General features: G+C 63.7%; 23 protein-coding genes, 2 tRNA genes and 1 riboswitch. Of the genes, 14 read left to right on the forward strand and 11 right to left on the reverse strand.

The window, feature by feature from the left end:
- Positions 1–12 precede the first annotated feature (12 nt).
- Positions 13–804, forward strand: coding sequence for a DeoR/GlpR family DNA-binding transcription regulator (locus ABQM86_RS07805; protein WP_089594303.1), 792 nt, complete (start codon positions 13–15; stop codon positions 802–804).
- Positions 805–828: 24 nt separating this feature from the next.
- Here the strand turns inward: ABQM86_RS07805 and ABQM86_RS07810 are convergent, their stop codons facing one another.
- A complete protein-coding gene (locus ABQM86_RS07810) occupies positions 829–1,509 on the reverse strand; it encodes a histidine phosphatase family protein (RefSeq protein WP_369746337.1) in 681 nt (226 codons plus the stop codon).
- A 23-nt stretch (positions 1,510–1,532) separates the two neighbouring features.
- On the opposite strand from ABQM86_RS07810, the gene ABQM86_RS07815 reads away from it, so the two are divergent.
- Positions 1,533–2,306, forward strand: coding sequence for a CPBP family intramembrane glutamic endopeptidase (locus ABQM86_RS07815; protein WP_369746338.1), 774 nt, complete (start codon positions 1,533–1,535; stop codon positions 2,304–2,306).
- Positions 2,307–2,426: 120 nt separating this feature from the next.
- Here ABQM86_RS07815 and ABQM86_RS07820 read toward each other — a convergent pair whose 3' ends face one another.
- The gene (locus ABQM86_RS07820; protein ID WP_089594306.1) at positions 2,427–3,065 is read right to left on the reverse strand and encodes a VOC family protein; all 639 of its coding nucleotides are present in this window, start codon (positions 3,063–3,065) and stop codon (positions 2,427–2,429) included.
- 201 nt (positions 3,066–3,266) lie between these two features.
- On the opposite strand from ABQM86_RS07820, the gene ABQM86_RS07825 reads away from it, so the two are divergent.
- Both ABQM86_RS07825 and ABQM86_RS07830 read left to right on the forward strand, forming a co-directional pair.
- Positions 3,267–4,607: a bifunctional o-acetylhomoserine/o-acetylserine sulfhydrylase gene (locus ABQM86_RS07825; protein ID WP_369746648.1), complete on the forward strand. Its 1,341-nt coding sequence runs from the start codon at positions 3,267–3,269 to the stop codon at positions 4,605–4,607.
- 183 nt (positions 4,608–4,790) lie between these two features.
- Positions 4,791–4,907: riboswitch (SAM riboswitch) on the forward strand.
- 15 nt (positions 4,908–4,922) lie between these two features.
- Entirely contained in the window at positions 4,923–6,044 is a 1,122-nt protein-coding gene (locus tag ABQM86_RS07830; protein WP_369746339.1) for a homoserine O-acetyltransferase, read from the forward strand.
- 61 nt (positions 6,045–6,105) lie between these two features.
- Here ABQM86_RS07830 and ABQM86_RS07835 read toward each other — a convergent pair whose 3' ends face one another.
- From ABQM86_RS07835 to ABQM86_RS07845, 3 genes are all read right to left on the reverse strand, one after another.
- Complete coding sequence (locus ABQM86_RS07835; protein WP_207596938.1) at positions 6,106–6,513, reverse strand: hypothetical protein; 408 nt, start codon at positions 6,511–6,513, stop codon at positions 6,106–6,108.
- 75 nt (positions 6,514–6,588) lie between these two features.
- Entirely contained in the window at positions 6,589–7,776 is a 1,188-nt protein-coding gene (locus ABQM86_RS07840) for a winged helix DNA-binding domain-containing protein (protein WP_207596939.1), read from the reverse strand.
- Between the two features lie 34 nt (positions 7,777–7,810).
- A complete protein-coding gene (locus ABQM86_RS07845; protein ID WP_207596940.1) occupies positions 7,811–8,653 on the reverse strand; it encodes an SGNH/GDSL hydrolase family protein in 843 nt (280 codons plus the stop codon).
- A gap of 70 nt (positions 8,654–8,723) precedes the next feature.
- Here ABQM86_RS07845 and ABQM86_RS07850 point away from each other — a divergent pair, with 70 nt between their 5' ends.
- A complete protein-coding gene (locus ABQM86_RS07850; RefSeq protein WP_369746340.1) occupies positions 8,724–9,374 on the forward strand; it encodes an alpha/beta hydrolase in 651 nt (216 codons plus the stop codon).
- Between the two features lie 11 nt (positions 9,375–9,385).
- Here the strand turns inward: ABQM86_RS07850 and ABQM86_RS07855 are convergent, their stop codons facing one another.
- On the reverse strand, positions 9,386–9,613 hold the full coding sequence (locus tag ABQM86_RS07855) for an RNA-binding S4 domain-containing protein (protein WP_207596942.1): 228 nt from the start codon (positions 9,611–9,613) through the stop codon (positions 9,386–9,388).
- Between the two features lie 23 nt (positions 9,614–9,636).
- Between ABQM86_RS07855 and ABQM86_RS07860 the strand changes: the two genes are divergently transcribed.
- From ABQM86_RS07860 to ABQM86_RS07900, 9 genes are all read left to right on the forward strand, one after another.
- Positions 9,637–10,641: a DMT family transporter gene (locus ABQM86_RS07860; protein WP_207596943.1), complete on the forward strand. Its 1,005-nt coding sequence runs from the start codon at positions 9,637–9,639 to the stop codon at positions 10,639–10,641.
- Positions 10,642–10,780: 139 nt separating this feature from the next.
- On the forward strand, positions 10,781–12,166 hold the full coding sequence (locus ABQM86_RS07865; protein ID WP_207596944.1) for a glycine--tRNA ligase: 1,386 nt from the start codon (positions 10,781–10,783) through the stop codon (positions 12,164–12,166).
- Positions 12,167–12,168: 2 nt separating this feature from the next.
- Positions 12,169–13,131, forward strand: coding sequence for a GNAT family N-acetyltransferase (locus ABQM86_RS07870; protein ID WP_369746341.1), 963 nt, complete (start codon positions 12,169–12,171; stop codon positions 13,129–13,131).
- A gap of 128 nt (positions 13,132–13,259) precedes the next feature.
- Complete coding sequence (locus tag ABQM86_RS07875) at positions 13,260–14,777, forward strand: YibE/F family protein (protein WP_369746342.1); 1,518 nt, start codon at positions 13,260–13,262, stop codon at positions 14,775–14,777.
- Between the two features lie 122 nt (positions 14,778–14,899).
- Entirely contained in the window at positions 14,900–16,081 is a 1,182-nt protein-coding gene (dusB, locus tag ABQM86_RS07880) for a tRNA dihydrouridine synthase DusB (protein WP_014921229.1), read from the forward strand.
- 64 nt (positions 16,082–16,145) lie between these two features.
- Positions 16,146–17,462 carry a deoxyguanosinetriphosphate triphosphohydrolase gene (locus tag ABQM86_RS07885; RefSeq protein WP_280627613.1) on the forward strand — a complete coding sequence of 439 codons (1,317 nt, stop codon included), beginning with the start codon at positions 16,146–16,148 and terminating at the stop codon, positions 17,460–17,462.
- 59 nt (positions 17,463–17,521) lie between these two features.
- Positions 17,522–19,411, forward strand: a complete 1,890-nt coding sequence (gene dnaG, locus ABQM86_RS07890) for a DNA primase (protein ID WP_369746343.1) — start codon at positions 17,522–17,524, stop codon at positions 19,409–19,411.
- A 53-nt stretch (positions 19,412–19,464) separates the two neighbouring features.
- Positions 19,465–19,537 (forward strand) — tRNA-Asn (locus ABQM86_RS07895).
- A gap of 116 nt (positions 19,538–19,653) precedes the next feature.
- Positions 19,654–19,726: transfer RNA gene (locus ABQM86_RS07900), tRNA-Asn, on the forward strand.
- A gap of 48 nt (positions 19,727–19,774) precedes the next feature.
- Here ABQM86_RS07900 and ABQM86_RS07905 read toward each other — a convergent pair.
- The 5 genes from ABQM86_RS07905 to ABQM86_RS07925 form a co-directional block, all read right to left on the reverse strand.
- Complete coding sequence (locus ABQM86_RS07905; RefSeq protein ID WP_207596949.1) at positions 19,775–20,182, reverse strand: hypothetical protein; 408 nt, start codon at positions 20,180–20,182, stop codon at positions 19,775–19,777.
- A 44-nt stretch (positions 20,183–20,226) separates the two neighbouring features.
- A complete protein-coding gene (locus ABQM86_RS07910) occupies positions 20,227–21,510 on the reverse strand; it encodes an alpha/beta hydrolase (RefSeq protein WP_369746344.1) in 1,284 nt (427 codons plus the stop codon).
- Positions 21,511–21,532: 22 nt separating this feature from the next.
- Positions 21,533–24,031: a phosphatidylglycerol lysyltransferase domain-containing protein gene (locus ABQM86_RS07915; protein WP_369746345.1), complete on the reverse strand. Its 2,499-nt coding sequence runs from the start codon at positions 24,029–24,031 to the stop codon at positions 21,533–21,535.
- A gap of 125 nt (positions 24,032–24,156) precedes the next feature.
- A complete protein-coding gene (locus ABQM86_RS07920; RefSeq protein WP_207596952.1) occupies positions 24,157–24,336 on the reverse strand; it encodes a glycine zipper domain-containing protein in 180 nt (59 codons plus the stop codon).
- 23 nt (positions 24,337–24,359) lie between these two features.
- Positions 24,360–25,589, reverse strand: coding sequence for a multidrug effflux MFS transporter (locus ABQM86_RS07925; RefSeq protein WP_369746346.1), 1,230 nt, complete (start codon positions 25,587–25,589; stop codon positions 24,360–24,362).
- Positions 25,590–25,721 lie beyond the last annotated feature (132 nt).

Here is a 25,721-nt window from a genome sequence, read left to right on the forward strand (position 1 = left end):
GAAAGGCTCGTCATGACGCGCACCGATCGGCTGACTGCCATCCTCGATCTCCTGGCCGAGTCCGGCCATGTGGAAGTCGAGGACATCGTGACGCGCCTGGGCGTGTCACCGGCCACGGCCCGTCGAGACCTGGACAGCCTCGCCAAGCAGAGGTTGCTCAGCCGGACCCGGGGTGGGGCCACCACCGGATCGGTGGCTTATGACCTCCCGGGCCGCTACAACCGTGACGACCACGCCCAAGCCAAGCAGGATATTGCCCAGGCTGCGTCCGCGCTGATCCGCCCCGGTGCTGTGATAGGCCTCAGCGGCGGCACCACCAACACCGCTCTGGCCCAGTTGCTCTCCACCCGCGAGGACCTCAACGCCCCGTCCAACAGGCCCACGCTGACGGTGGTGACCAACGCCATCAACATTGCCTCGCAACTGGCGGTCCGGCCCAACATCAAGATCATGGTCACCGGTGGCATCCTGAATCCGCGCTCCTACGAGCTCGTGGGTCCCTACACGGATGTCATCATGCAGAAAGTTGCTTTGGACATTGCGTTCATCGGCGTCAATGGCGTGGACCCGGACCTCGGTCCTACCATCACCGACGAGGGCGAGGCCATGGTCAACACTGTGATGGCACGGCGCGCCACGGAGTCCTACGTGGTAGCTGACTCCTCCAAAGTGGGCCGCCGCTCCTTCGCAGCCATGGCGGGCTACGACTTCAGGCACCTCATCACCGATGCCGGAATCAGCGCAGAGGACAAGGCTGCCTTCGAAGCCAAGGGCACGGAAGTCATCGTCGCATCAGCCGGCTAGCCACCGGCAAGCCGGGTGCGTTGCCTAAAACCGCATTCTGGGTGCGTGCAGCACCGAATCGTCAACATCCCTGGGCACCCACTGGCTGAACGGTGAATCGAGGCTGTACTGGCCGTCGTCGTTCCTGACCAGTGTGCGCAACTCAGCGTTATCCGGGTTGTTGAGGGATTCGAAGTATTCAACCGTCCAATGGAACCAGCGCATGCAGAACAGGCGCATGGTCAGTCCGTGCGTCACCAGGAGAGCGTTCGGCGCGTAGGTGGGCTTTTGCCAATGGCGGTAGAGCGTCTCCATGAAGGACGACACGCGGTCGTACACATCGGAACCCGATTCGCCCTCGCGGAACCGGTAGAAGAAGTGGCCGTAGAGATTGCGGAGCTCCTTTTGATCCTCGATCTCCCCGGCAATCTGGAAGTTGGCCCAGTCCTGCTCACGAAGCCTGGGTTCCTCAATGACGCGTTCTATCAACGAGCCCAGATTCAACGCCTCCAAGGTCTGGTAGGCCCTCAAATACGGTGAGACGTAGACGCAGACCTGTTGCCCGTCGAGCCTGCGGCGAAGGTCTTCACCGGCAATGCGGGCTTGCTCCACACCGAGTCCCGTGAGGGGGATCCGGTAGTCCGGCACACGGTTGTAGATGGACGTGTCGGCGTTTGCGGCGGACTGGCCATGCCGGATCATGAAAATTCTTGCTGGGGCACCCATCCCACCAAGCATAGGGTGGGTACATGTTCCTTGCTTCCCGCCGACGGCTGCGCGCCGAAGTACTGATTGTGCTGGGCCTGTCCCTGGGCCAGTCGGCCGTCTATTCCGTGGTGCAACTTCTGGACAAGATGACGCGGGCTCCCTTGGCCGACGCCACCTCAACCCTGAACCGGTCCCAAAGCACCCGCGAGTACTTTGACCTTACCTACCAACTGTTGGACATCATCTTCGCCCTGGTGCCTGTGGCTCTGGTGTTCTACTTCCTCTCCGCGCATATCCAGGCAAACCGCGACGGCGACAACGGCTCGGCGTTCGCCCGGCTCGGCTTCAACTTCGCCCGGCCGGGCAAGGACCTGCTCCACGGTGTGGGCCTTGCTGCCGTGATCGGAATTCCGTCTCTGGGCCTCTACGCCGCCGGCCGGGCCCTCGGCATCACCACGGCGATTGTTCCCAGCGGCCTGGACGCCTACTGGTGGACCGTGCCAGTGCTCATCCTCTCTGCCATGCGGCATGCGGTCGTGGAAGAAGTGATCGTGGTGGGGTACCTCATGGACCGTTTCGGCAAATTCGGTTGGAGCATGCCCGTGGCCATTGTGGTCAGCGCGGTCCTGCGGGGGAGTTACCACCTGTACCAGGGCTTCGGGCCGTTTATCGGCAACGTGGTCATGGGCTTGGTCTTCGCGTGGATCTATACCAAGACTAAACGCGTGATGCCCTTGGTGATTGCCCACGCATTGCTGGACATCGTGGCGTTTGTGGGTTTCAGCCTGTTCGGCAAAGCGATCGGCCTGGGGTAGGACGCTTAAAAATATCCGGCCGCCATCGGTGGGTGACGTCATTGGCACCCGCTGATGGCGGCCGAAGTTTTACCGGACAGGGATGACCGGTGCCGGGACGTGCCCGGATGGACGGGGCGGTCAGATGGTGACTGCTCCTGAGGCGGTTTCGAAAGTTACTGACATGATTCCCGGAGTGCCGTGCGGTGCCATCCACTGGACAGCAACGTCCTCAAGCGGCTTTTCCACCGGTTCTCCGAGCCATTCAGTGACGCGTTCCGCCGAGCCCGCAATGGTGAGGCTGGACATCTTGACGTCGCTTTCGTAGATCCTGGACGGGTGCAGTGACGGGTCGCCCTCCCACTTGAGCAGGTACGGGACCTGGGGATCTGCGATCAGCCCCAGGATGCCGATCTGCTGCCACACCAGTTCGCGGCCGTCAGGGAACTTGCGGTTGCCCGGAACAGCGGAGCGGCCAAGGCGGTCCTCAAACGGTGCCAGGTCATCAACAGCGACGCACCAGCCCATCCAGCCACCACCGGCGGCCGAGCGGGCACGAACTGCCTGGCCAAAGGGTGCTTTGTCGGAAGCGGGGTGGTCCAGGACCTCCACCACTTCCAGGTACTTGTTATCCGCAAGGGGAATGATCATGTTCCGGGTACCGAAGCGCGGGTGCACTCCGCCCCGGACAGCGTCCACTCCCAGTGCCGCGGAAATTCGTTCGGTAGTGGCCAGAAGGCCATCTCGTTCACAGGCGTAAGAGACGTGATCCATGCGCATGGCTTCATCTTGGCACTTTGTGATCGGGGTCTCAGCTAAGTCAAGCCTAACTAAGGTGGGATGTGCATAACCGGTGCCGTACCGCGTCATGCGGCGACGCTGAAAGACCGAAAGATTCCACCGGCGTCACAAAGCTGTCCAAGGCTCCGGACACTTCCTAGACTGGCCCCAGCTCACATGCAGCACGTTTCCACAGAACCCATGCGCCACGAACAGGAGAACTCCATGTCCCAAGGATGGTCTTTCGAAACCCGCCAGATCCACGCAGGCCAGGAGCCTGACTCTGCCACGGGAGCACGGGCACTGCCGATCTACCAGACCACGTCCTTTGTGTTCCCCAGCGCCGAGAGCGCAGCCAACCGGTTTGCCCTGGCCGAGCTCGCGCCCATCTACACGCGGATCGGCAACCCGACGCAGGATGCCGTGGAGCAGCGGATCGCGAGCCTCGAAGGCGGCTTGGGCGCCCTCCTGCTGAGCTCCGGCCAGGCTGCGGAGACCTTCGCCATCCTCAACATCGCGGAGGCCGGCGACCACATCGTGGCCAGCCCCAGCCTGTATGGCGGTACGTACAACCTGCTGGCGCACACCCTGAAGAAGTTCGGCATCTCGGTGACCTTCGTGGAGGACCCGGACAACCTGGAGCAGTGGCGTGATGCCGTCCAGCCGAACACCAAACTGTTCTTCGGCGAGGTTGTTTCCAACCCGCGCCAGGACGTACTGGACATCGAGGGCGTCGCCCGCACCGCCCACGAGGCCGGTGTGCCACTCATCGTCGACAACACACTGTCCACTCCCTACCTCATCCGTCCCATCGAGTGGGGCGCCGATATCGTGGTCCACTCCGCCACCAAGTACCTCGGTGGCCACGGTTCCGCCATCGCCGGCGTGATCGTGGACTCAGGCAACTTCGACTTCGGCAAGGACCCGGAGCGCTTCCCGGGTTTCAACACCCCGGACCCCAGCTACAACGGTTTGGTCTACGCCCGGGATCTTGGCAAGGATGGGGCGCTCGGCGCCAACCTCTCCTACGTCCTGAAGGCACGCGTCCAGCTTCTCCGCGACCTCGGTTCCGCTGTGTCCCCGTTCAACGCTTTCCTGATTGCCCAGGGGCTGGAGACGCTGAGCCTGCGCGTCGAGCGTCACGTAGCCAACGCCACCAAAGTGGCCGAGTGGCTGGAAGCCCACGACGACGTCGAATCGGTTGCCTACGCGGGTCTGCCGTCCAGTCCGTGGTACGACCGTGGCCGGAAGTATGGTCCGCAAGGCACCGGCGCCATTGTTGCGTTCAACATCAAAGGTGGCGTTGAAGCGGGCAAGCGCTTCGTGGACGGACTGGAACTGCACTCGCATGTGGCCAACATCGGCGATGTCCGCTCGCTGGTCATTCACCCGGCGTCCACTACGCACAGCCAGCTGACAATTGAACAGCAGCTGGCGGCCGGTGTTAACCCCGGCCTGGTTCGCTTGTCCGTGGGAATTGAGCACGTGGATGACATCATCGCCGACCTCGAAGCCGGATTCCGGGCCGCCAAGGGAGCCTGATTCCGGACCTGGACGATACGGCGCGACCACGCCCGCCACCTTCCTGGGAGGCCGCCCGGACCGACGATTATTCGCCGGGCGGCGTTCCGGAGTGCTGCTTCGTGAACGAAAACGCCCTAAAGCGTCACACTGATGTCACATTCTTCGCCATACCCGCCCTGTATTTCCTAGACTCTTCGTATAGGTCATGAGTGCCAGCGCGTAGCCCCGGCTTGCTGGCCGGCAACCCTCCTCCGCGGTGGGGTGCCCCGGGTGAAGACCTGGCCTGTTCGCACCCAAGGCGACGGGCAAGCGCGAGTTTAAGGTGTCAAAGGAATGACCATCACTGCTGCAGCCCTTCCAAAATCCGGAGAAGAAGACGGAACCGTCAAGTACGCCGCCATTGGGCCGCTGGACCTTGAAGCCGGTGGATTCCTTCCCGACGTCGTCCTCGCTTATGAGACCTGGGGGCAGCTGAACGCCGATGCCTCCAATGCCGTGCTCATCCAGCATGCCCTCACGGGCAGCACACACGTAGCCCGGGGAGCTACGGACGAAGAAGGATGGTGGGAGCAGTTGGTAGGCCCCGGTGCCACCATCGACACCACCAGGTTCTTTGTCATCTCCATCAACATCGTGGGTGGCTGCTACGGCAGCACTGGACCGTCCTCGGAGGCGCCGGACGGCCGTCCTTGGGGCTCCCGGTTCCCCTTGGTCACCCTGCGCGACAGCACCGAGGCGGAGGCGCGCCTGGCCGAAGCCCTGGGAATCGAGGCCTGGCATGCCGTGCTGGGCGGTTCCATGGGTGGCGCCCGTGCGTTGGAGTGGGCAGTGACCTTCCCAGAGCGGGTGAAACGCTGTGCCGTGATATCCGTGGGTGCCTACAGCACGGCCGAGCAGATCGCCTTTGCGCAGGCCCAAACCCTGGCCATCCGTCAGGACCCGAATTTCAACAACGGCGACTACTACGGTGGCACTGCCCCTGAACACGGGCTCGCCTTGGCCCGGCGCATCGCCCACATCACCTACCGCTCCGCAGTGGAGTTGGACTTCCGCTTTGGCCGTGAAGCCCAGCACCTGGAGACACCTCTTGCCGCTGCGGTCCTGGGGGAGCGCGGCCGCTATCAGGTCGAGAGCTACCTGGACCACCAGGGAACAAAGCTTGTCCGACGATTTGACGCCAACAGCTACATCGCCCTCACCGAAGCCCTGATGTCCCACGACGTCGCACGCGGCCGTGGATCGCTGGAGGCAGCATTGTCGCGTACCACTGCGGAGTTCTTCGTTGCGGCGGTGGACAGCGACAGGTTGTATTTCCCGGCGCAATCCCGGGAATTGGCGGCAGCCTTGCCGGGTGATGTTCCGGTTCATATCATTGAGGCGCCGATCGGCCACGACGGGTTCCTGACGGAAATCGGCCAGCTCTCAGCACAGCTCCGCGGAGCCTTCTTCGCCTAAGTTGAGTGGCCGTTGCCGGACAGTTGAGTAGCGGCTGCAGGACGCCGGGTTGGCCGCCAGGCTAGCCGTTCATGATGTCGCCGCGCTGCTTCATGTAGTCCTCCATGGCGATCTCCCCGTTGCTGAACTTTGCGTCCAGCTCTGCCAGCTTGCGGGCGCGGTAGCCTTGCGGCTCCGATCCGTTGGTGGCCGGGAAAGGCGTGGGGGAGGAAGTGTTCGACGGCGGCCCGGGCTGCGGCGCGTCATCCACAGGGCGGATGACGGTCGGTTCAGACGGATAGCCGGGGTAGTTCTGCGGCGGGTAATTCTGTGCAGGGTAACCGGGGCCGGGCAGGTTCTGCTGCGGGGGATAACCGGGGCTGCGGAAGGTTCCGTTCTGGATCCGGCGCGCGCGGGATCGGTTGTACATGCGGATTCCGAGCGGAATCAGCCACGAGCAGACGATGATCCAGAAGATCAGATTGTTCACAGTGCAGGCCTCCTAGGTCGTATCCCAGCTTAGCCCGGTCGCACGGCGTGAACTCCGGCGCCTGCAGCGAGGACTTCAGAGGAGGCGGGCCTCCATGCCCAGGAACTGCCCATAGCGTTCCACTTCGGCGTCGAGGGCCATCTGTTCGGGAGGGCTTGTGGGCCGGTTCATGCGGACATCCAGGTGGCAGGCTCCGCCGGAGAACCCATGGCGCCACCATCCGGCCAACCTGCCATCCATCAGGACCACGTGCATGGGCCCGTTGTCTTCGGGGAAGTACGGTGCTGTCCCACCCAGATAGTGCCGGGACTGCGAATAGCCCATGACGTATTCGTCGTAGCACTGGATGAGGTCGATGCGGGGGAGTCCTGCGTCAGGCAGACGCGAAGGGCCCCCGGGGTTGGTGAGCTCGACGGCATCTTCCGGGGCCAGGTAAAACTCCAGGCCGTCCATGGCGAGTGATGCCAGGGCGCCCGGCGATAGCTTGCCAGCCACGTGGATGCCCAGCTTTACGTCCTTCATGGTCAGCCCGGACCACGCGGCGCAGTCCTTGATGGTGGCGGGTCCGCGGCTGCCGAAGTATCGGAGAACCAGCGTGCCCAGGGCCTCTTCACGGTCCTCCCCGGTCAACGGCGTACGGACGAAACCCGGCACACGCTCCTCGAAGAGGGCATACGTCTGTTTCAGGGCGCCCCCGGACGAGCGCACGGGGGAACCGCTCACGAGGATGCGACTGACCTCGGCGTGCATGAGGTGGTAGATAAACCCCAGGCCCTTGCTGGGTAAGCCGGCCTGTCCCAGGACTTCAGCCAGCTCTTCGCGCGTCTTGTGGGCCCCGTCGGCGACTGCTGAGGCCAGGATCCGGCCACTGAGTGCGGACGTTTTTTCATCCACCCCTGTTTGGCGGTACATGCCTTTGTTTCCCTGATGCAGCCGGTCCGCGGAGAGTCCCATCAGCCAGCCGAGGTCGTCCCGGTGCACAAAATGCCACGTGGGCCGCAGGATGTGCGTCCGCAGGATGGTTCCATCGGCAACGGCTTGTTCCACATCGGAGGATGTGGAAGCGGATGTCCTTTGTGCAAGGGTCCACCGCGCATACGGAAATTCCTGGGACTGGACTGCCAACAGGTTGCGGACCACGTCTCCGGCGGTCCCGGACAAAGGAGCCCGCAGTTGCTGCCGTCGCAGTCGCAGGCGCCGGACCCTCTCCGCGAAGAGGTCCGCCTTATCCGCCACTGTGGCCACCCGAAAGTCCGGCCCCATGAAACCCTGCTGGCACCATCACCTGAACGTCGCCCTAGCTCCGCGGCAGCAAGGTGCCGCTGGGGCCGAAGACAGGACCCGGCGTCGGACGCTTTGGCGTGATGCCGTCACCGGAGGACTGGTGCCGGAGCCTTCGGATAACCCACGGGACAAAGTACTCGCGCGCCCAGACGAGATCCGAGGAGCGGGCCTCACGCCAGGTCCGCGGAGGCAGCGGCTTGGGCATCAGTGGTTCAAGGGTGTGCTGGACGTTGAGGGAGTCCAGGACCATCATGGCGATGGTGTGGTGTCCCAGGGGCGAGAAGTGCAGGCGGTCTGCATCCCACATTTGGTGATCTGCCAGCTGCCGCAAAGACCACATGTCCGCTATCACGGCGTCGTGGCGTGCAGCCACTGTCCTGAGGTTCTCGTTGTAGATGGCCACTTTTCCACGGATGCGCCCCAGCACCGAGGCGGCGGTGTCGGGGCCGTTGAAAAGCACCACGGTGGCGCCGCCGGAACCCAGCTCGCCAACCGCGGCATCGAGTTTTTCGGCCAGCAGGTCGGGGTCGCCGCCGGGCCGGATGAGGTCGTTGCCGCCGGCTGAAATGGACACGAGGTCAGGCTGCAGCTCGAGGCAGGGCCCCACTTGTTCATCGATGATCTGCTGGAGCAGCCGGCCCCGGATGGCGAGGTTGGCGTAGGCGAAGTCGTCCTGGCCACGGCCCAGTTCCTCGGCAACCCGGTCCGCCCAGCCGCGGTGGCCGCCGGGGTTCATCGGCTCGGGATCGCCGATCCCTTCGGTGAACGAGTCACCCAGTGCCACGTAACGGCTCCACGGGTGTCTCTGAACAGGATCGTCGGGTTTCAACAAATGGTTGTTCTCACTCACGTTCATATCCTGCCCCCTGACGGCAAACCTACGCCACCGTAGGTTGTTACTGGCGGGTAACTGCAAGAATGGATCCATGACTGAAGCCCCCGCCTTCCCCGCGCCCGTTGTCCTGTGGTCCCACGAAGAAGCTGAGCGTGCCGGCAAACCCCTCCTGGTCCTGCTGCATGGCTACGGCTCCAACGAGGACGATCTCTTCAGCCTGGCCGGACTGCTCCCTGACGGATTTGTGGTGGCGGCCCTCCGGGCTCCGATGCCCATGGGACCTGGCTTCACGTGGTTCCCGCTCACGGCCTCCATCGACTACTCCTTGGATGCCGTGAAACTGGCGGCCGAGTACGCCCTTGAGTGGCTGGACACGGTCAAGGCCAATCACTCTTCGGTCACCCTGCTCGGCTTCTCCATGGGTATGGCCATGGCGACCACCATGGTCCGCTACCGTCCCGCGGACTTTGCCGCCGTCGTCGGGCTTTCAGGCTTTGTGATCGACGCCGATGGCGACGCCGCGTTCAAGGACGACGAGCTGGACGGATCGATGCCGATGTTCTGGGGCCGTGACCAGCAGGATCCTGTCATTGCGCCGGATAAGATCGACTACACCATGGGCTGGGTCCGCAAGCACGTGGACCTGACCAAGGTCCTGTACACGGGCATGTGGCACGGCATCAACCAGCAGGAAATCGGGCACGTAGGGGAGTTCCTTACCCACAAGGTCCTCGCCCCCTAAGGGGCGTTGTTTCAGGCGGCGGCGATCCGCACGGTCTGGCCGTTGACCGTCACAGTGTCCCCAACGTGGAGTTGGCGGCCGCGGCGGTCGTCGATCTCGCCGTTGACCTTGACCAAGCCGTTCTTGATGAGCTCAGCGGCCTCAACTCCGTCCTCCACAAGGTTGGCAAGCTTCAGCAGCTGGCCCAGGCGGATCATGTCGTCGCGGATGGTGATGTCTTCGATTTCCGGAGTGCTCATACAGCAATGATGCCTGAAGTAGTGTGGTGACGGTGCCGCAGCCTTCTCCCCGTCCCGTCCTCCCGCTCGCCGTTGGCCTTCCTGTCGCAGTAGCAACAGGGCTGGTCATCCCGCTCCAGGGAAGGATCAACGGGGCCCTCGGCGCCACGCTCGACGACGGCATCGCCGCAGCTGTGGTGAGCTTCACCACTGGCCTTCTGCTGATAACGGCCATTTCACTGGCAACGCCCAAGGGCAGGGCAGGCCTCCAACGCATCATCCCTGCAGTCCGGAACCGAAGTTTTCCGCGCTTCTACGTCATGGCCGGGGCCATCGGTGCGCTGTTCGTTTTTGCCCAGTCGTTCACGGTCGCGCTGTTGGGTGTAGCGCTGTTTACCGTCGCCGCCGTGACGGGACAGACCCTCAGCGGTCTGCTCGTGGACCGCATGGGCATTGGCCCGGGCGGTAAACGCTCCATCACAGGCGTCCGCGTCATCGGCAGTGTCCTGACCGTAGCCGCCGTCGCCTGGGCGGTTTCACCCCGCTTCGGCGGCGACGCCGACATTGCCTCGCTGGTGCTGCCGGTCCTCCTGCCGCTGGCGGCCGGATTCTTCATGAGCTTCCAGCAGGCCATGAACGGAACGGCCACCGTCCACTACGGAACACCCATCGCAGCCACCTTGGTCAACTTCATTGCGGGGTCGGCCATTCTCTGGATCGCCTGGCTTATCAAGCTGGCCGTCGCCGGACCCGGCAACCCGCTTCCCTCCGAGTGGTGGTACTACCTCGGCGGTCCCATGGGCTGCCTGTTCATCGGTTTGGCAGCGCTCTTGGTCCGCAGCCTGGGCGTGCTGATCACGGGCTTGGGCATGATCGCCGGCCAGTTGGTGGGGTCGTTGGTGCTCGACGTCGTGATCCCCAGTCCCGGTGCGGTAGTCGCCTTGCCCACGGTGCTGGGCACGATTCTCACGCTGGCCGCGATCATCGTGGCCACGCTGCCGTGGCCCAAAGGCTCCTTTGCACGGAGGGGCCCTGCCAAAGGCCGGTAGGGTAGAAGGCAGGTAGATTCAAGTATCTTGAGTACTTGTCCATACCTTCCCCAGCACCCCGCCGGACAACCTCGTCCGGGATCCGGGGCCACCACCGCGGACCGCACCCAGCGGCCCTGTAGAACAAATGGAGTTACCCATGGCAGCAAAATCCGTCCTTGACCAGGTCATTTCCCTCTCCAAGCGGAGGGGCTTTGTCTTCCAGGCCGGTGAAATCTATGGTGGCTCGCGTTCCGCCTGGGATTACGGTCCCCTCGGTGCTGAACTGAAGGAAAACATCAAGCGCCAGTGGTGGCAGAGCATGGTCCGCGGCCGCGAGGACGTTGTCGGCCTGGATTCATCCGTCATCCTTCCCCGCCAGGTATGGGAAGCATCCGGCCACGTGGAGGTCTTCTCCGACCCCCTGGTGGAGTGCCTTTCCTGCCATAAGCGCTACCGCGCAGACCACCTCGAAGAAGAGTACGAGGAAAAGAAGGGCCGTCCGGCAGAAAACGGCCTGGCGGACATCGTCTGCGCCAACTGCGGTACCCGCGGCCAATGGACTGAACCCCAGGAATTCTCCGGCCTCCTGAAGACCTTCCTCGGCCCGGTGGCCAGCGAGGAAGGCATGCACTACCTGCGTCCGGAAACCGCCCAGGGCATCTTCGTGAACTTCAACAACGTGCTCACCACGTCCCGGAAGAAACCGCCGTTCGGCATTGGCCAGATCGGCAAGTCCTTCCGCAACGAAATCACGCCGGGCAACTTCATTTTCCGTACGCGCGAATTCGAACAGATGGAGATGGAATTCTTCGTCGAGCCCGGCACCGATGTTGAGTGGCACCAGTACTGGATGAAGGAACGCATGTCCTGGTACACGGACCTTGGCATCCGCGAGGACAACCTCCGCTTCTTCGAACACCCGCTGGAGAAGCTCAGCCACTACTCCAAGGGCACCACGGACATCGAATACCGCTTCGGTTTCCAGGGCTCCGAGTGGGGCGAGCTCGAAGGCATCGCCAACCGCACCGATTTTGACCTGTCAACGCACGCCAAGGCATCCGGCACGGACCTGAGCTACTTCAACCAGGCCACCAACGAGCGCTACACCCCGTACGTGATCGAGCCCGCGGCAGGCCTGACCCGCTCCTTCATGGCCTTCCTGATCGATGCCTACACCGAGGACGAGGCACCCAATGCCAAGGGCGGCGTCGACGTCCGTACCGTCCTGAAGCTGGATCCGCGCCTTGCGCCGGTCAAGGCTGCCGTGCTGCCGTTGAGCCGCAACGAGGACCTGTCCCCGAAGGCCAAGGCGCTGGGTGCCCAGCTGCGCAAGAACTGGAACATCGACTTCGACGACGCCGGTGCGATCGGCCGCCGCTACCGTCGCCAGGATGAAATCGGTACGCCGTTCTGCATCACCGTGGACTTCGACACCCTGGAAGACCAGGCCGTCACCATCCGTGAACGCGACACCATGAGCCAGGAACGTGTGTCCCTGGACAAGGTTGAGGGCTACCTTGCAGCACGCCTGATCGGCGCCTAGCCATGGCTCTGGAGTATCGCGAATGGAAGGAGGGCGACGACCTCGCCCTCCTGGAAATCTGGGGCGGCCCGGAGACCCTTCCCGCTGAGCAGTTCCGTGCGGCCCTGGCGCCGTCCAGCAACCACCCTTGGCGCCGCTGCATCGTGGCCGAAGACGTGGTGGACGGGGTACGGATCCCTGTGGCCGCCGGCGTGGTTCACGAGGCATCCCTGCACCCCGAACGGCTCTGGGCGTATATCGAGGTTGCCAGGGACCACAGGCGTGAAGGCGTGGGCGCCACCCTGCTGACCATGCTTCGCCGCGAAGCCGGGAACTCGCCGTCGGGCGTTTCCAAGCTGCGCAGCAAGGTGGAGCCGGACACAGCCGGTGCGGCGTTCGCCGCGGCAGCGGGACTTGCGCCCATCCAACGGTCGCAACTGGTGGTGGTGGAGCCGGAGCCCCTGTCCTTGCCGCGGTTCGGTGACGGTTCCGAGGAAGCCGCGTCCGAGCGAGTGGAGGACCTGGCGACGGGTTCGGTTGAGTTGAGTGACGTTGTGGGCAAGTACTACTCGCACGTCCACCAATGGGACAGCCCCGGGGAGCTCAGCATCGCCACAGTGCAGCGGTTGTTCCTGCATGACCTGACCGGAGCCCATGGCGCGATCGTGCTGCGCGCGCCCAAAGCCAGTGCTTTTGGCCAAGGCGTTCCAGCAACCCGCAAGGGCAAAATCCAGGCCTTCGCCATCAGCTACGCCCAGGGCAACTCGGACGAACCATCGGATGTCTTCCTGGGGCATGACCCCCAGCTGTCAGCCGACGACGCAGCCGCGGCGGTACGTGATCTCTTGGCGCTCATCGCTTACCAGCACCCGGTACTGCTGGAAGTGGACGAATCCATGACGGCCCTTCGGACGGTTCTGGAGCCACTGCTGGGATCGGGCAAGGCCCATGTACGCGGCGCGGATACGTTGATCGTCAGCGACTGACCAATGTTGATCGACTGGATCCCGTGCTGCCTGCATTCTGCGGGCGGCACGGGATCTCGTGCTTTATGGCTGAACTCTGCAGTGGGCCTGGTCCCGCGTAGGGTTAAGGGCATGAGGTTTTGCTGCTGATGGGCCACGGTCACTCCCACGGACATTCTGAAAGTTCCGAGCCAACACCGCAGGCCCTTGCCTCGCGAAAGAGGGCCAACTGGATTCTGGCGGCCATACTGGTTCCGCTGGGCGTCCTGACGCTCGTGGCCATGATGGTCATGTGGCCTTCCGGAAGCCGGGAGGGAATCACATTCTCGAGCCCCTACCAGGCTGCCCCGGGTGTTACCTTCGATACCGGGCGGATCCAGAGCGTCGTGGTGGAAAGCTGCACGCAAACCGGCCAAACTGACACGGGACAGCCCAACACCGGACAGCCCAGCACTGCCCAACCCGACTCCAACCAGGGTGGGCAGGCCGGCGGTTCCCAGTGCACCTTCGCCTTCACGGAGCCGGACAAGGGCGGGGACGTGGTCAAGGTGGTCATCAACCCTGATGTGGCAATGTCCCACGGTGTGGACGTGGGGGATTCCATCAGGTACCTGAACCTTTCAGCAGTCCAAGGCGCCAACGCGGGCAGCGGCGCTCCGGCCTTCGTCTTCGTCGACTTCGTCCGCAGCATTCCCATCGCCCTCCTGGCCGTCTTGTACGCAGCGGTGGTCATAGCTGTGGCACGCTGGCGTGGTTTCCGGGCGCTGCTTGGCTTGGTGGGCGCCTATTTCGTCCTGGTGAGCTTCATCCTGCCGGGTTTGGTGGAAGGCAAGCCACCGCTGCTTTTGGCGTTGGTGGGGTCCACGGTGATCATGATCGGGGTCCTGTACTTCGCGCACGGATTCTCGGCGCGAACATCCACGGCATTGCTGGGCACCATTTTTGGGCTCAGCATTACCGCGCTGTTGGCGGCCTGGGCTACGGACGCCGCCAACCTGGCGGGTGTGGGAAACCACGATGCCTCCACCTTGGTGAACATGTCACCCCAGATCTCCATCTCCGGGATCATCCTCTGCGGCCTCATCATTTCCGGCCTTGGCGTGCTCAACGACGTCACCATCACCCAGTCATCTGCCGTGTGGGAATTGTATGAACTGGCGCCCAACACCACGGCCCGGAAACTGTTCACCTCGGCCATGAGGATCGGTCGGGACCATATCGCCTCCACGGTGTACACCATCGCTTTTGCCTATGCGGGCGCCGCCCTGCCGATCCTCATCATCGTGATGCTGTACGACCGCCCGCTGGCCGAAGCCCTGACCAGCGCCGAGCTGTCCGAGGAAGTCATCCGGACCCTGGTGGGATCCATCGGCCTGGTCCTCGCGATCCCCGTCACCACACTGATCGCTGTCCTGGTGGTCAAGGCCACCGGTATGAAGCGCCTCGCCACCGCTGGTGGGCCGTCAGTGACTGCCGACGAGCTGAACGATACCGGTGCGCTGGCAGCAGCCGCCGCCGTCGTGGGTTCGGCCCCCCACGACAAGCAAAAGACGCAGGAAACGCACGACGCCGGTACGGGCCAAGGCGCTTCCGGCCGTCCGGCGCGTCCAGGGAGCCGCCGCGCCCAGCGGGAAGCGGAGCGGCATGGCCGGGACGAAACAAAGTAGCGCGTGATCGTGCCGGTCTTTGCTCCGCCCGCTGGACTGCGCGGAGACTGGCCAACACGGTGTATTGCCCAACTATGTGGCGGGATTCCGGCCGATTTGCCTCGCTTTGCAACAATGGATAGGTGACTGTAGTAGCAACGCCCCCCGCACCAAAGCTCGAGCTCCCGCCCTTGAAGCTCGGCGGGATCACCGTGGACACCCCGGTGATCCTTGCCCCCATGGCGGGCATCACCAACTCGGCCTTCCGCAGGCTCTGCCGTGAATACGGCGGCGGCATGTACGTGGCCGAGATGGTCACTTCCCGTGCCCTGGTGGAACGGACGCCGGAATCGTTGCGCATCATCTCCCACGATGAGGACGAGAAAGTCCGTTCCGTGCAGCTCTACGGTGTGGATCCGGTGACGGTGGGTGCCGCGGTTCGAATGCTCGTGGAAGAAGACCGTGCGGATCACATCGACCTGAACTTCGGCTGCCCCGTACCCAAGGTCACCCGGCGCGGTGGCGGCTCGGCGCTCCCGTGGAAGATCGATCTCTTTACGTCCATCGTGCAGACGGCGGTCAAGGAAGCGTCCAAGGGCGGAATCCCGCTGACCATCAAGATGCGCAAGGGTATCGACGAAGACCACCTGACGTACCTCGACGCGGGCCGCATCGCCCGCGACGCAGGCGTGGCCGCCGTCGCCCTTCATGGACGCACGGCCGCCCAGTTCTACTCCGGGCAGGCCGACTGGTCCGCCATCGCACGTCTTCGCGAAGCGCTTCCGGATATCCCCGTGCTGGGCAACGGCGACATCTGGTCCGCTGAGGATGCGGTCCGCATGGTGCGGGAAACGGGTGTGGACGGCGTCGTGGTTGGCCGCGGTTGCCAGGGCCGTCCGTGGTTGTTCGGGGACCTGCAGGCAGCTTTCGAAGGCAGTGACCAGCGGCACCGCCCCGGACTCCGGGAAGTGGCTGAGGGGGTTTACCGGCACGCCGAGCTCATGGTGGAGACCTTCGGCAACGACGAATACAAGGCGCTTCGCGAAATCCGCAAGCACATGGCCTGGTACTTCAAGGGCTACGTGGTGGGCGGCGAGCTCCGCGCCAAACTGGCTACGGTCCCCACCCTCGAGGTGCTGCGCGAATACCTCGATGAACTGGACATGGACTCGCCCTACCCGGGTGTCGATTCAGAAGGTCCCCGGGGCCGCGCCGGCTCGCCCAAGAAGCCGGCCTTGCCGAAAGACTGGCTGGTGAGCCGTCAGCTGAACGCTGAACAGAGCGCGGATATCTCGGCTGCGGAGCTGGACGTTTCGGGCGGCTAGCCTCACACGTGTAAGACTGACTCAAGAAGCTCCACACCCCGGCGCTTGAAGGAGGCAGATACCCATGGGAACCGAAGCGATACTTGGCCACGACGGGACGGCCCACGATTTTGTGCTGGCCATCCCCGGTTACGCCGAGGCAGATTCCGCGCGGTGGGTTGAAGAGCCGCGCAAGAGCAACTATCGCTCCGATTTTGAACGGGACCGCGCCAGGGTCCTGCACTCTTCGGCCCTGCGCAGGCTCGGTGCAAAAACACAGGTTGTTGCCCCGGACACTGATGACTTTGTCCGGACCAGGCTGACCCACAGCCTGGAAGTGGCCCAGGTGGGCCGTGAACTGGGACGTTCCCTTGGCTGCGATCCGGACGTGGTGGACACAGCATGCCTGAGCCACGACCTCGGCCACCCGCCCTTCGGCCACAACGGCGAGTCCGCGCTGAATGAAGTGGCGCACACCATTGGTGGATTCGAAGGCAACGCCCAAACACTGCGCCTGCTGACCCGGCTCGAACCCAAAGTGCTCGCCGAGGACGGACGGCCGGCAGGGCTCAACCTGACCCGCGCCAGTCTCGATGCTGCGTCCAAATACCCGTGGTCCGCGGTCGACGCTCCCGTCATCCATGGCCACCGCACCAGCAAGTTCGGCGCCTACGAGGACGATCTTCCGGTCTTTGAATGGCTGCGCGAGGGTGCCCCCGGGAACCGCTCCTGCATCGAGGCCCAGGTGATGGACCTGGCGGACGACATTTCCTACTCGGTCCACGACGTCGAGGATGCGATCGTAGCGGGTCATTTCCAGCTCAAATGGATGGACAACCCGGACCATCGGGCGCGCGTGGTGGGTTACACCAAACAGTGGTACCTGCCCCACAACGACCCCGCCGAAATCGATGCCGCCCTGGCCCGGCTGGAAGCCACCAAGGTCTGGGTCCGCGAGGCGGATGGCAGCCGTAAATCGATGGCTGCCCTGAAGGATATGACCAGCCAGTTGATCGGCCGGTTCTGCCAAAGCGCCATGGAAACCACGCGGGCGCACTTTGGCCCGGCCAACCTGACCCGCTATGACGCAGAGCTCATGGTTCCTGAGGACACCGTTACCGAAATCGCGGTGCTCAAGGGTCTGGCCACCACGTTTGTCATCTCCACCGACCACCGCCAGCCCGTTTACGAACGCCAGCGCGAAGTGCTGCACGCGCTCGTGGGTGTTTTGAACGCCTCCGGCGACCGCCATCTGGAGCCAATGTTCGCCGCGGACTGGCGTGACGCCGCCGACGACGGTGCCCGGTTGCGCGTAGTGATCGACCAGGTCGCTTCGCTGACGGATGTCTCCGCGCTGGCCGTGTACGAACGCCTCGTGGGCAGTCTTCCGTCCCTCTGGTAACTCCGGAGCCGCTGACGTTAACGGCGGGGTCATTGGGGGCAAGCGACTAGGATGGTGACGTGGCTGGCCTGATCAAACGTGAAGATATCGACGAAGTACGCCAGCGCACGGATATCAAGGAAGTCGTTGACGGTTACGTCACCCTCAAGGGCGCCGGGCTGGGCAGTTTCAAGGGCTTGTGCCCCTTCCACGACGAACGCTCGCCCTCCTTCACTGTTCGCCCGCAAGTGGGCAGGTACCACTGCTTCGGCTGCGGGGAGGACGGGGATGCCATCTCCTTCGTCCAGAAGATGGACCACAGCTCCTTCCACGAAGCTGTTGAGAAGCTGGCCGCCAGGATCGGCTACGAGCTGCGTTACGAGGACGGCGGCACCGGGCCCAGCCGCGAGGAAGTGGGAAAGCGCCAGCGCCTGCTGGACGCCCACAAGATCGCCGACGAGTTCTTCCGCGCCCAGCTGCTGACCCCCGGCGCGGCCGAAGGGCGCAACTTCCTCGATGGACGCGGCTTCGACCGCGCCGCTGCCGAGCATTTTGGCGTGGGCTATGCCCCCCAAGGCTGGGACTCGTTGCTCAAGCACCTCCGCGGGCGCGGGTTCACGGATGCTGAATTGAAACTCACCGGGATGTTCTCCGAAGGAAACCGGGGCATCTATGACCGCTTCCGGGGGAGGCTCATCTGGCCCATCCGCGACATCGCCGGGGACACGATCGGATTCGGCGCCCGCAAGCTCTACGAGGACGATCAAGGCCCCAAGTACCTGAACACTCCGGAGACCACGCTCTACAAAAAGTCACAGGTCCTCTACGGGATCGACATCGCCAAGCGGAACATCGCCAAGGAACGGCAACTGGTGGTGGTGGAAGGGTACACGGACGTCATGGCCTGCCATCTGGCAGGAGTCACGACGGCGGTGGCCACCTGCGGTACTGCGTTCGGCACCGAACACATCAAGGTGGCCCGGCGGCTGCTTTCGGACGACGGCAGCGGCGGTGAGGTCATCTTCACCTTCGACGGCGACGCCGCAGGACAGAAAGCCGCCCTGAGGGCCTTCGAGGAAGACCAGCGCTTCACTGCCCAGACGTACGTCGCCGTGGAGCCCTCCGGCGCGGATCCTTGCGATCTTCGCCAGCTCAAGGGCGACGCCGCGGTGCGCGACCTCATCGGTACCCGCAAGCCCCTCTTTGAGTTCGCCATCCGGGCCACGCTTCGCCGGCACAACCTGGACACGGTGGAAGGCCGTGTGGCGGCACTGCGCGAGGCCGCCCCCGTGGTGGCGCAAATCAGGGACTCCGCCACGAGGCCCGGCTACACGCGCAACCTGGCCGGCTGGCTGGGTATGCCTATCGAGGAAGTCAGCAGCTACGTTGGGGCGGCCGCCAAGCGTGCCGCATCCGGTGGCAATGCGTCAGCTCCGGCCGGTCCGGGCGGGCAATCGGCCGCTGCAGCCCCGCCGTCGGGCAGTCCTGTCTTCCAACGGCCCGATCCCAGAGACCCCATTGCGGGTATGGAACGCCAGGCACTGGAAGTTGTCCTCCAGGAGCCGGGGGTGTTGGGCGGGGGCGCCTGGGAGCGTTTCGAGGCCTCGTACTTCGCCACCCCTGCGTATGCGGCGGTCCACACGGCCGTGCGGGCTGCCGGACTTGCCCACTCGGCTGATCCGGTGGCGTGGGTGGAGCAGGTCCGCCAGGAAGTTCCCGAGCCTTTGCGGCCCTTGGTGTCCGAGTTGGCAGTGACACCCTTGCCCGCCAGTACACCGGAGGCCATGCAGCGGTACCGCCGCGATATCCTGGCCCGCCTCTTCGAGCTGCAGATCACCCGTATCAAGGCAGACAAGATGGGCCAGCTGCAACGCCTGGATGCGGGAGCCAATCCGGAAGAATTCCAGCGGCTGAACCGTGAGTTGATGGTGTTGGAAATGGAGCGCCGATCCTTGCGATCGGACGGGTGAGAACCTCGATTTCGTTTTCCGGCGGGCCCCTGTTAAGCTAGTAACCGCTTCATTCCTCCGTAGCTCAATTGGCAGAGCATTCGACTGTTAATCGAAGGGTTACTGGTTCAAGTCCAGTCGGAGGAGCGCACAATACCCCCGTTCCGAGCTTTCGGAGCGGGGGTATTTTTATACCCCTCAGGGGTATCCGGAGTCGATTTCGCATTCCGGTAGAACCTTTGCTAAAGTCATAACCGCTTCATTCCTCCGTAGCTCAATTGGCAGAGCATTCGACTGTTAATCGAAGGGTTACTGGTTCAAGTCCAGTCGGAGGAGCATAAGAACCCCGCATCGGCGTCACGCCGATGCGGGGTTCGTCTTTTCCTAGACGAAATCCATCTCCACTTGCAGGAACCGGGCGGCCTCGGCAACAGCTGCAAGGAACGAATCCTGCTCAGTGGGCGGGGTCCTGGGTTCGCGCGGATGCCACTCGTGCGGGGCTGAATAGACGCGGGTGAATCCGCCACCGGGCGGGGCATAGAAGATTCCGAATCGCTGGACCGGCCACTCAGGGGAAGTCTCCGGCGCAACCAGCAGGGCGGCGTCGGCCTGGGGGTTGTACCACTGGGCGATGGGCCGGCGGCGGTCGTCCGTGAAGAGGCCTGCGGCGTAAAGGGCGGCCGACTGCGGGCTGGTCACCGAGCACAGACGGTCCCACCACAGCGGCAGGATGCGTTCATCCCGACGCTGCCACGGTGCCGGAAGCGGCTGCAGCTCTTGCCCATGTGGCACACCCCAACTTTATCGCCGGTTCGGGGCCTGCAACAGGGGGAGCCCTAGCGGGAGAGCCCCAGCCTGGGATACAGCACCTCGAAGCCTTTGGCCAGGCCCGCATTGAGGGCCAGTCCCACGTGGCCGCCGTTGGGGACCTCGTAATAGGTCACCGTCATGCCCGCCGCCTGTGCAGCGGCGGAGACAGCTTTCGCCGCGGCTACATACGTCACGTCGTCGGATCCGACAGTGAAGACGGCTGTCGTATCAGGGAACTGCTTGCCCTTCATGATGTTGATGGGCTTCTGGGCGTCGTAGTCGGCCTGATTGCCGCCGAAGATGGTTGCGAGGTTGCCTGCGGGGTCCTCGGCTCCCGGGAACTCTTCGCCGGAGATGTCCACCACGTTGCCCCACATTTTCGGGTACTTAACGGCGAAGGAGATGGCGCACTGGCCGCCGTTGGAGTAACCGGCGATGGTCCAATGCTCCCGGTCCGGGAGGATGGTGAGGTTGGCTTTGGCCCAGTTCACTACGTCCTCATTGATGTACTTCTCTACGTTGCCGTACTTGGTGGTGTCCAAACAGAGGGTGTCGTTCTCATCCGGGCCGATCTGGTCAGCCACGATCGCAATCGGCGCCAGGCCGTTGTTCTTCGCCGCGAAGTCATCCAGTGCCGCCGAGACGTACTGGGGGTCGGGTAGGCCTGGTTGGCCCATCATGAGGACGAACAGGGGAAGCCGGGGAGGATTGTCCGTCAGGGCCGCGGGAGGCAGGTAAATGCCGGCGGGCCTGGCCTCAAATCCGGAGGCCGTCGCCGGTATCACCTGGGTGCCCACCTTGCCCTTGGCTGGCATGGTGGCCGGGGGTTTCCAGCTTTGCCACAGTGGTCCTGCCGGTATGGACGCGTCCGGGTTGGGCTTGTTCAACTGGATGGCGCCTTCGGTGGAAATCCCCAGGGCCGAGCCCAAGGTCTTGTTCAGCCCGAACTCGGTGTTGATGCCCAGCCCCGCGACGAGGACAAAAACGGGGATGGAGACTGCAGCCACCACTTTCCGCCAAGCACGGCTGTGGCGGAAGCTGACCACCGACAGTCCCAGCGCGGCGAAGCAGGAGATGGCCCAGAACCATACGCGGGGAGTCAGGCCAACATGGAAGACGTCCATGACGTCCTCGATGATCCACACCGTCAGCCACCCCAGCAGTGCAGCGGAAACAATGGCAATGATCGCGGTCAGCGCCCACCGGGCTGACGGCCTGAGGAAAAGCACCAGAAAGAACACGACGCCGATCGCCCCGGCAATGGTCATGACTACAGGGCCACTGATCTCAAGTTTCAGGAGGTCGTCCATGGCTGGGAACACCGCCTGCCCCTCATGCTGCGGGCTCCCTGGCGACCATTTGCCGCAGGAGGCCGGCGCTCTGCGCGGGGGAGAGGCCCGGCAGGTAGGCGGAACCAACAGCGATACCAATGGATGGCAAGGCCAAGGGGTCCTGGTAGTACATGTACAGGGTGCGGTGCTCGGGCTGGAACCGTGACTTGAAGGCTGCCAGGGACTTGAATCCGTACATCGGCTCCAGGGCATTGCCGAGCAGCGCCAGGACGCGGTCCAGGGAGCTTCGGTCCCCTTCGGCGCCGTCAGCCCCGGCGTTGGCCAAGGGCGAGCCGGACAGCGAGATTTGCGGGACTTCTTCCTTGAAGTGGGTCACGGCCGAGACGATCAGGAATTCCATGACGCCCTTGAACCCGGTGGTGCGTCTTCGCATGAAATCCAAAGTCCATCCCGAGATGACGCCGTTGCGGAACACGGGCAACCAACTCGTGACTCCATGGACCAAGCCCTCATCGTCCACGGCCACGCAGCAGAGGACTTCGGGATCTTTCAGCTCATTGAGGCCTCCCAGGGTGAATCCCATTTCCGGCAGGGCTTTGTCCGCGACCCACTCTTCGGAGATCTCTGCAAGTTGGGCCCTGACTCCCGGCGGCATCCCCTGGTAGGGATACCAGTGGTCCTTGATGGACAACTTCTCCGCTCGGTTCAGGGCGGTGCGCACGTTCTGCCATTCCTTGCCCTTGAAGGTCATGGCCTGGACGTTCAAAAGGGTTTCTTCCGCCACTTCCAGCTTGCGGAATCCCCGTGGTTCGAGAGGGGCGTCGAGCTCTGCGGTGGCCGAATAAAAGCATGGGATGAGTCCCAGACCGGCGCAGTGCTTCAGGAACCCTGTGGCTGCATCCGCGTGGTGCTCTTCAGCCCCGAAGGGGCCCGCAACCGTCAACGCCACGCCGTTGTGCACCTGATAGGCGACGCCGGCCTTCCGGTCCGGCGTGAACCAGTACTGGTTGTTGTCCCACAACGCCATCCAGGACAGGGTGCCGCCACCATCATGGAGCAACTCGCGGGTGTGGCCGAGGTCTGCGGCCGGATCGGTGGCCAGCATCCTGAACCGTCGGAAGTTGTTCAGGACCAGTACCAGGATGCAAAGCCAGATGATGTCCCCGCCAAGCCCGTACACCACCGTGCTCAACAGGCCTTGGGGGAGGGCCACCACAAAGGGGACAGGGAAAGGAACCAGGATGTGGGTCAGCTGCCCCGCAAGGTCCCACAGCGTGGAACGTCCCGGGTTGCCTTCGACAAACCAGAACGCCACATAGAGAACAATCGCGGCGACGGCCAGGATCAGGGAGGTCCTGCCCAGGACCCTGTATCCGGCGTCGCTGGACTCCACCCGGAACTTGTGGCGGTTGGCCAACAGCAAGGCCACGATGATCACCGGTGCGAGGACCGCCGGGACTGCATAAAGCAGGAGGTAGCCGAAATCGTCATCGCCCAGGGCGACGTCCGGATCAGTGATGTACTGGATGATCGACAGGACCGTCACCGCTGCCAGGTACGCCTGGATCACGAGTGTCAGGCGGTAGGCGAGCCGGCGGCCACGGCGGAGACCCTCGGCGCAAACCAGCAGCAGGAGGACCGGAATCAGCGTCAGAATGGCTGCGCCGAAGCTCTGAACACCCACGATGCTTTGCAGCGTGACGCAGTTGGTGTCGTTGTTACAGGCTTCCTTGACTTCGTCGGCGTCGGGACTGGCCTGGAGCATCACCTCGGAAACGACCGAGAGTGGCCCGATTTCCCACGTGCCGGTGAGTTGTGTGAGCAAAGGTCCTACTGCGAAGACACCCACCACCGTACCCACCAGGAAGCGCGTCTCGCGGAGAGATGAGGAATGCAATGATCCTGCCCGGCGCCGGAGGACCAGCGACTGGACGGCCCAGCCGGCCAGTATGCCGATCACCGCTCCAGCCAGTGCCTGGAGTGTTTGGGCGACGCCGACGAACAGGGCGAACATCAGCGTGGCGGCCAGCAACCACGTCCGCAGTCTCCGTCGCCACAGCGCGTCAAGTGCCGCCGTCGCGCATCCCAAAGTGGCGGCAGCGCCGCCGTAGGCTCCCACAACGTATTCGCCGCCCAGGAAACTCAGCCACTGGTCGCTGGCGTCGGTCCCGAAAGCAACCAGCGCCACCAGAACCAGGGCGCTGAGGGCTGAGCCCGCAATGAAGGCAACGAGGGCGAGCCACGGGCCCATGACCCGCTCGGCGATGCCTACGCCCACCAGGATCGCGGCCGTGCAGGCAAGGTAGTCCAAGAGGGAAGAAGCAAAGAACGCCGACGTGAAAATCGACCACCATGGCCCTGGCTCCACGGCCAATCCCAGACCTACTTGGTCCAGCAACGCCTCGCTGGGCCCATTCAACAGGCTCCCTGTCGCAGCCCCCAGGATCCACAGCAGTACTGCCAGGCCCAGTGCCAGGGGCAGCCGGCGCACCGTGGCCAAGCCGCGGATACCGCCCCGCAATCCACCAGCCGCGCTCATGTGATGTCCCCTTCACCGGTCCGGCACCGGTTAGCCCGGCTGGCCACCATTCTGCCTTGCGGGACGCTGTAAGGGGAGAGGTTGGACAGTCCCGACGGCGGCGGGCCGCGTTTGGTTCGGTGGGCTTAGTCCCGTTTCCAGGGGCCGGGGTTCACCCGGTAAAGGATGGCGGCGCCAATCACGGCACCGAGAATCGCGCCGAACAGGGCACTTCCTGCGGCACGGCCGATGAGCGCGCCGGCAGTGGCGCCAAGCAGGGCGCCGAGAAAGAGGCCCCTGCCGTTGCGGTGCGGTTTCCTGGTCATGGTGTCAGCCTACGGGTGGTTTCCTAATGGATGGAGGGCACGGTGCGGGGCCGGACCACAATCCAGAGTGCGGCGATGGCCCCCGTGATGCACACCGCCATGACGGAGCCCATGGGAACAGCGGAACTGACGCCCAGCCAACCCACTACCGGCGGGACAATTCCGGCCATCATGAACTGTGATGCCCCGAGGAGGGACGCTGCGGTGCCTGCCTGGGCGCCGTGATTGGCGAGTGACAGGACCTGGACGCAGGGGAACATGAACCCGGTGGCACAGATATAGAACCACAACGGAATGAGGATGCCCCAGAGGCCGGCGTGCAAGAGGTCAAGCACCACGATGAGGAGGGCAGCGAAGAGCATGAACAATGTTGCCCCGGCAACAATCCACTGCGGGGCCACCCGCCTGATCAAGCGTGAACTGATCTGTACACCCGCAACAATGCCCAGCGAATTGATGCCGAACAGGAGCCCGTATTGCTGCGGCGAGAATCCGTAGACGTCCTGGAACAGGAAAGTGGACGCGGAAAGGTAAGCGAACAAACCACCGAAGTTCAGGCTTCCCACCAGCACCATGCCCACAAAGATCCGGTCCGTAAGGACCGATTTGTAGCGCTGTCCCACCGTGATGGTGGATTTGCCGCGCTGGGCTGCGGGCAGCGTCTCCCGGATGAAGAAGATGGAGGCAAGGATCACCAGCAGCCCGCAGGCGGCCAGGAAGTAGAAAATACCGGGCCATGGGAAGACCAACAGCAACTGGGATCCGATAACGGGGGCAAGGATGGGAGCCAGGCCGTTGACCAGTGACATCCTCGAAAACATGCGGACCATGGAATAGCCGTGGAAGAGGTCCCTGACCATGGCCATGGCCACTACACCGCCGCCTGCGGCGCCGATGCCCATGAGGACGCGGAACAGCGACAGCATCCCGATGTCTGTTGCCAGCGCTGCACCGAACGACGAGCCGATGTGGAGGGCGGTGGCCAGGATCAGCGGAAGCCGGCGCCCCACTTTGTCGCTGAAGGGACCCACCACCAGTTGGCCAAGCCCGAAGCCTACGGTGGTTCCCGTCAGGGTGAGCTGGATGGCCGCAGCCGAAACGTCGAAACTCTCCTCCAGCGCCGGGAACGCCGGGAGGTAAAGGTCGATCGTGAAGGGACCCAGCGCAGTCAGTGCACCCAGCAGGAGAATGTAGACAAGTTTTTCGCGTCGGCTCAGGGAGTCGCCCGGAGCAATGGGAGAGGTCACGATCATCTATCCTATGGCCCGGATCATATTTATTGGGCGTATGACGGGCGCGCCGCAGTGTGGCCCCGAAAGTTCAGCAGGAACCTGAATGATAGCTTTGAGAACAGGTGTCCGCGGTGAGAGATTTCAGTCCGCGTT

This window comes from Paenarthrobacter sp. AMU7 (assembly GCF_041200195.1).
Taxonomy (GTDB): Bacteria; Actinomycetota; Actinomycetes; order Actinomycetales; family Micrococcaceae; genus Arthrobacter.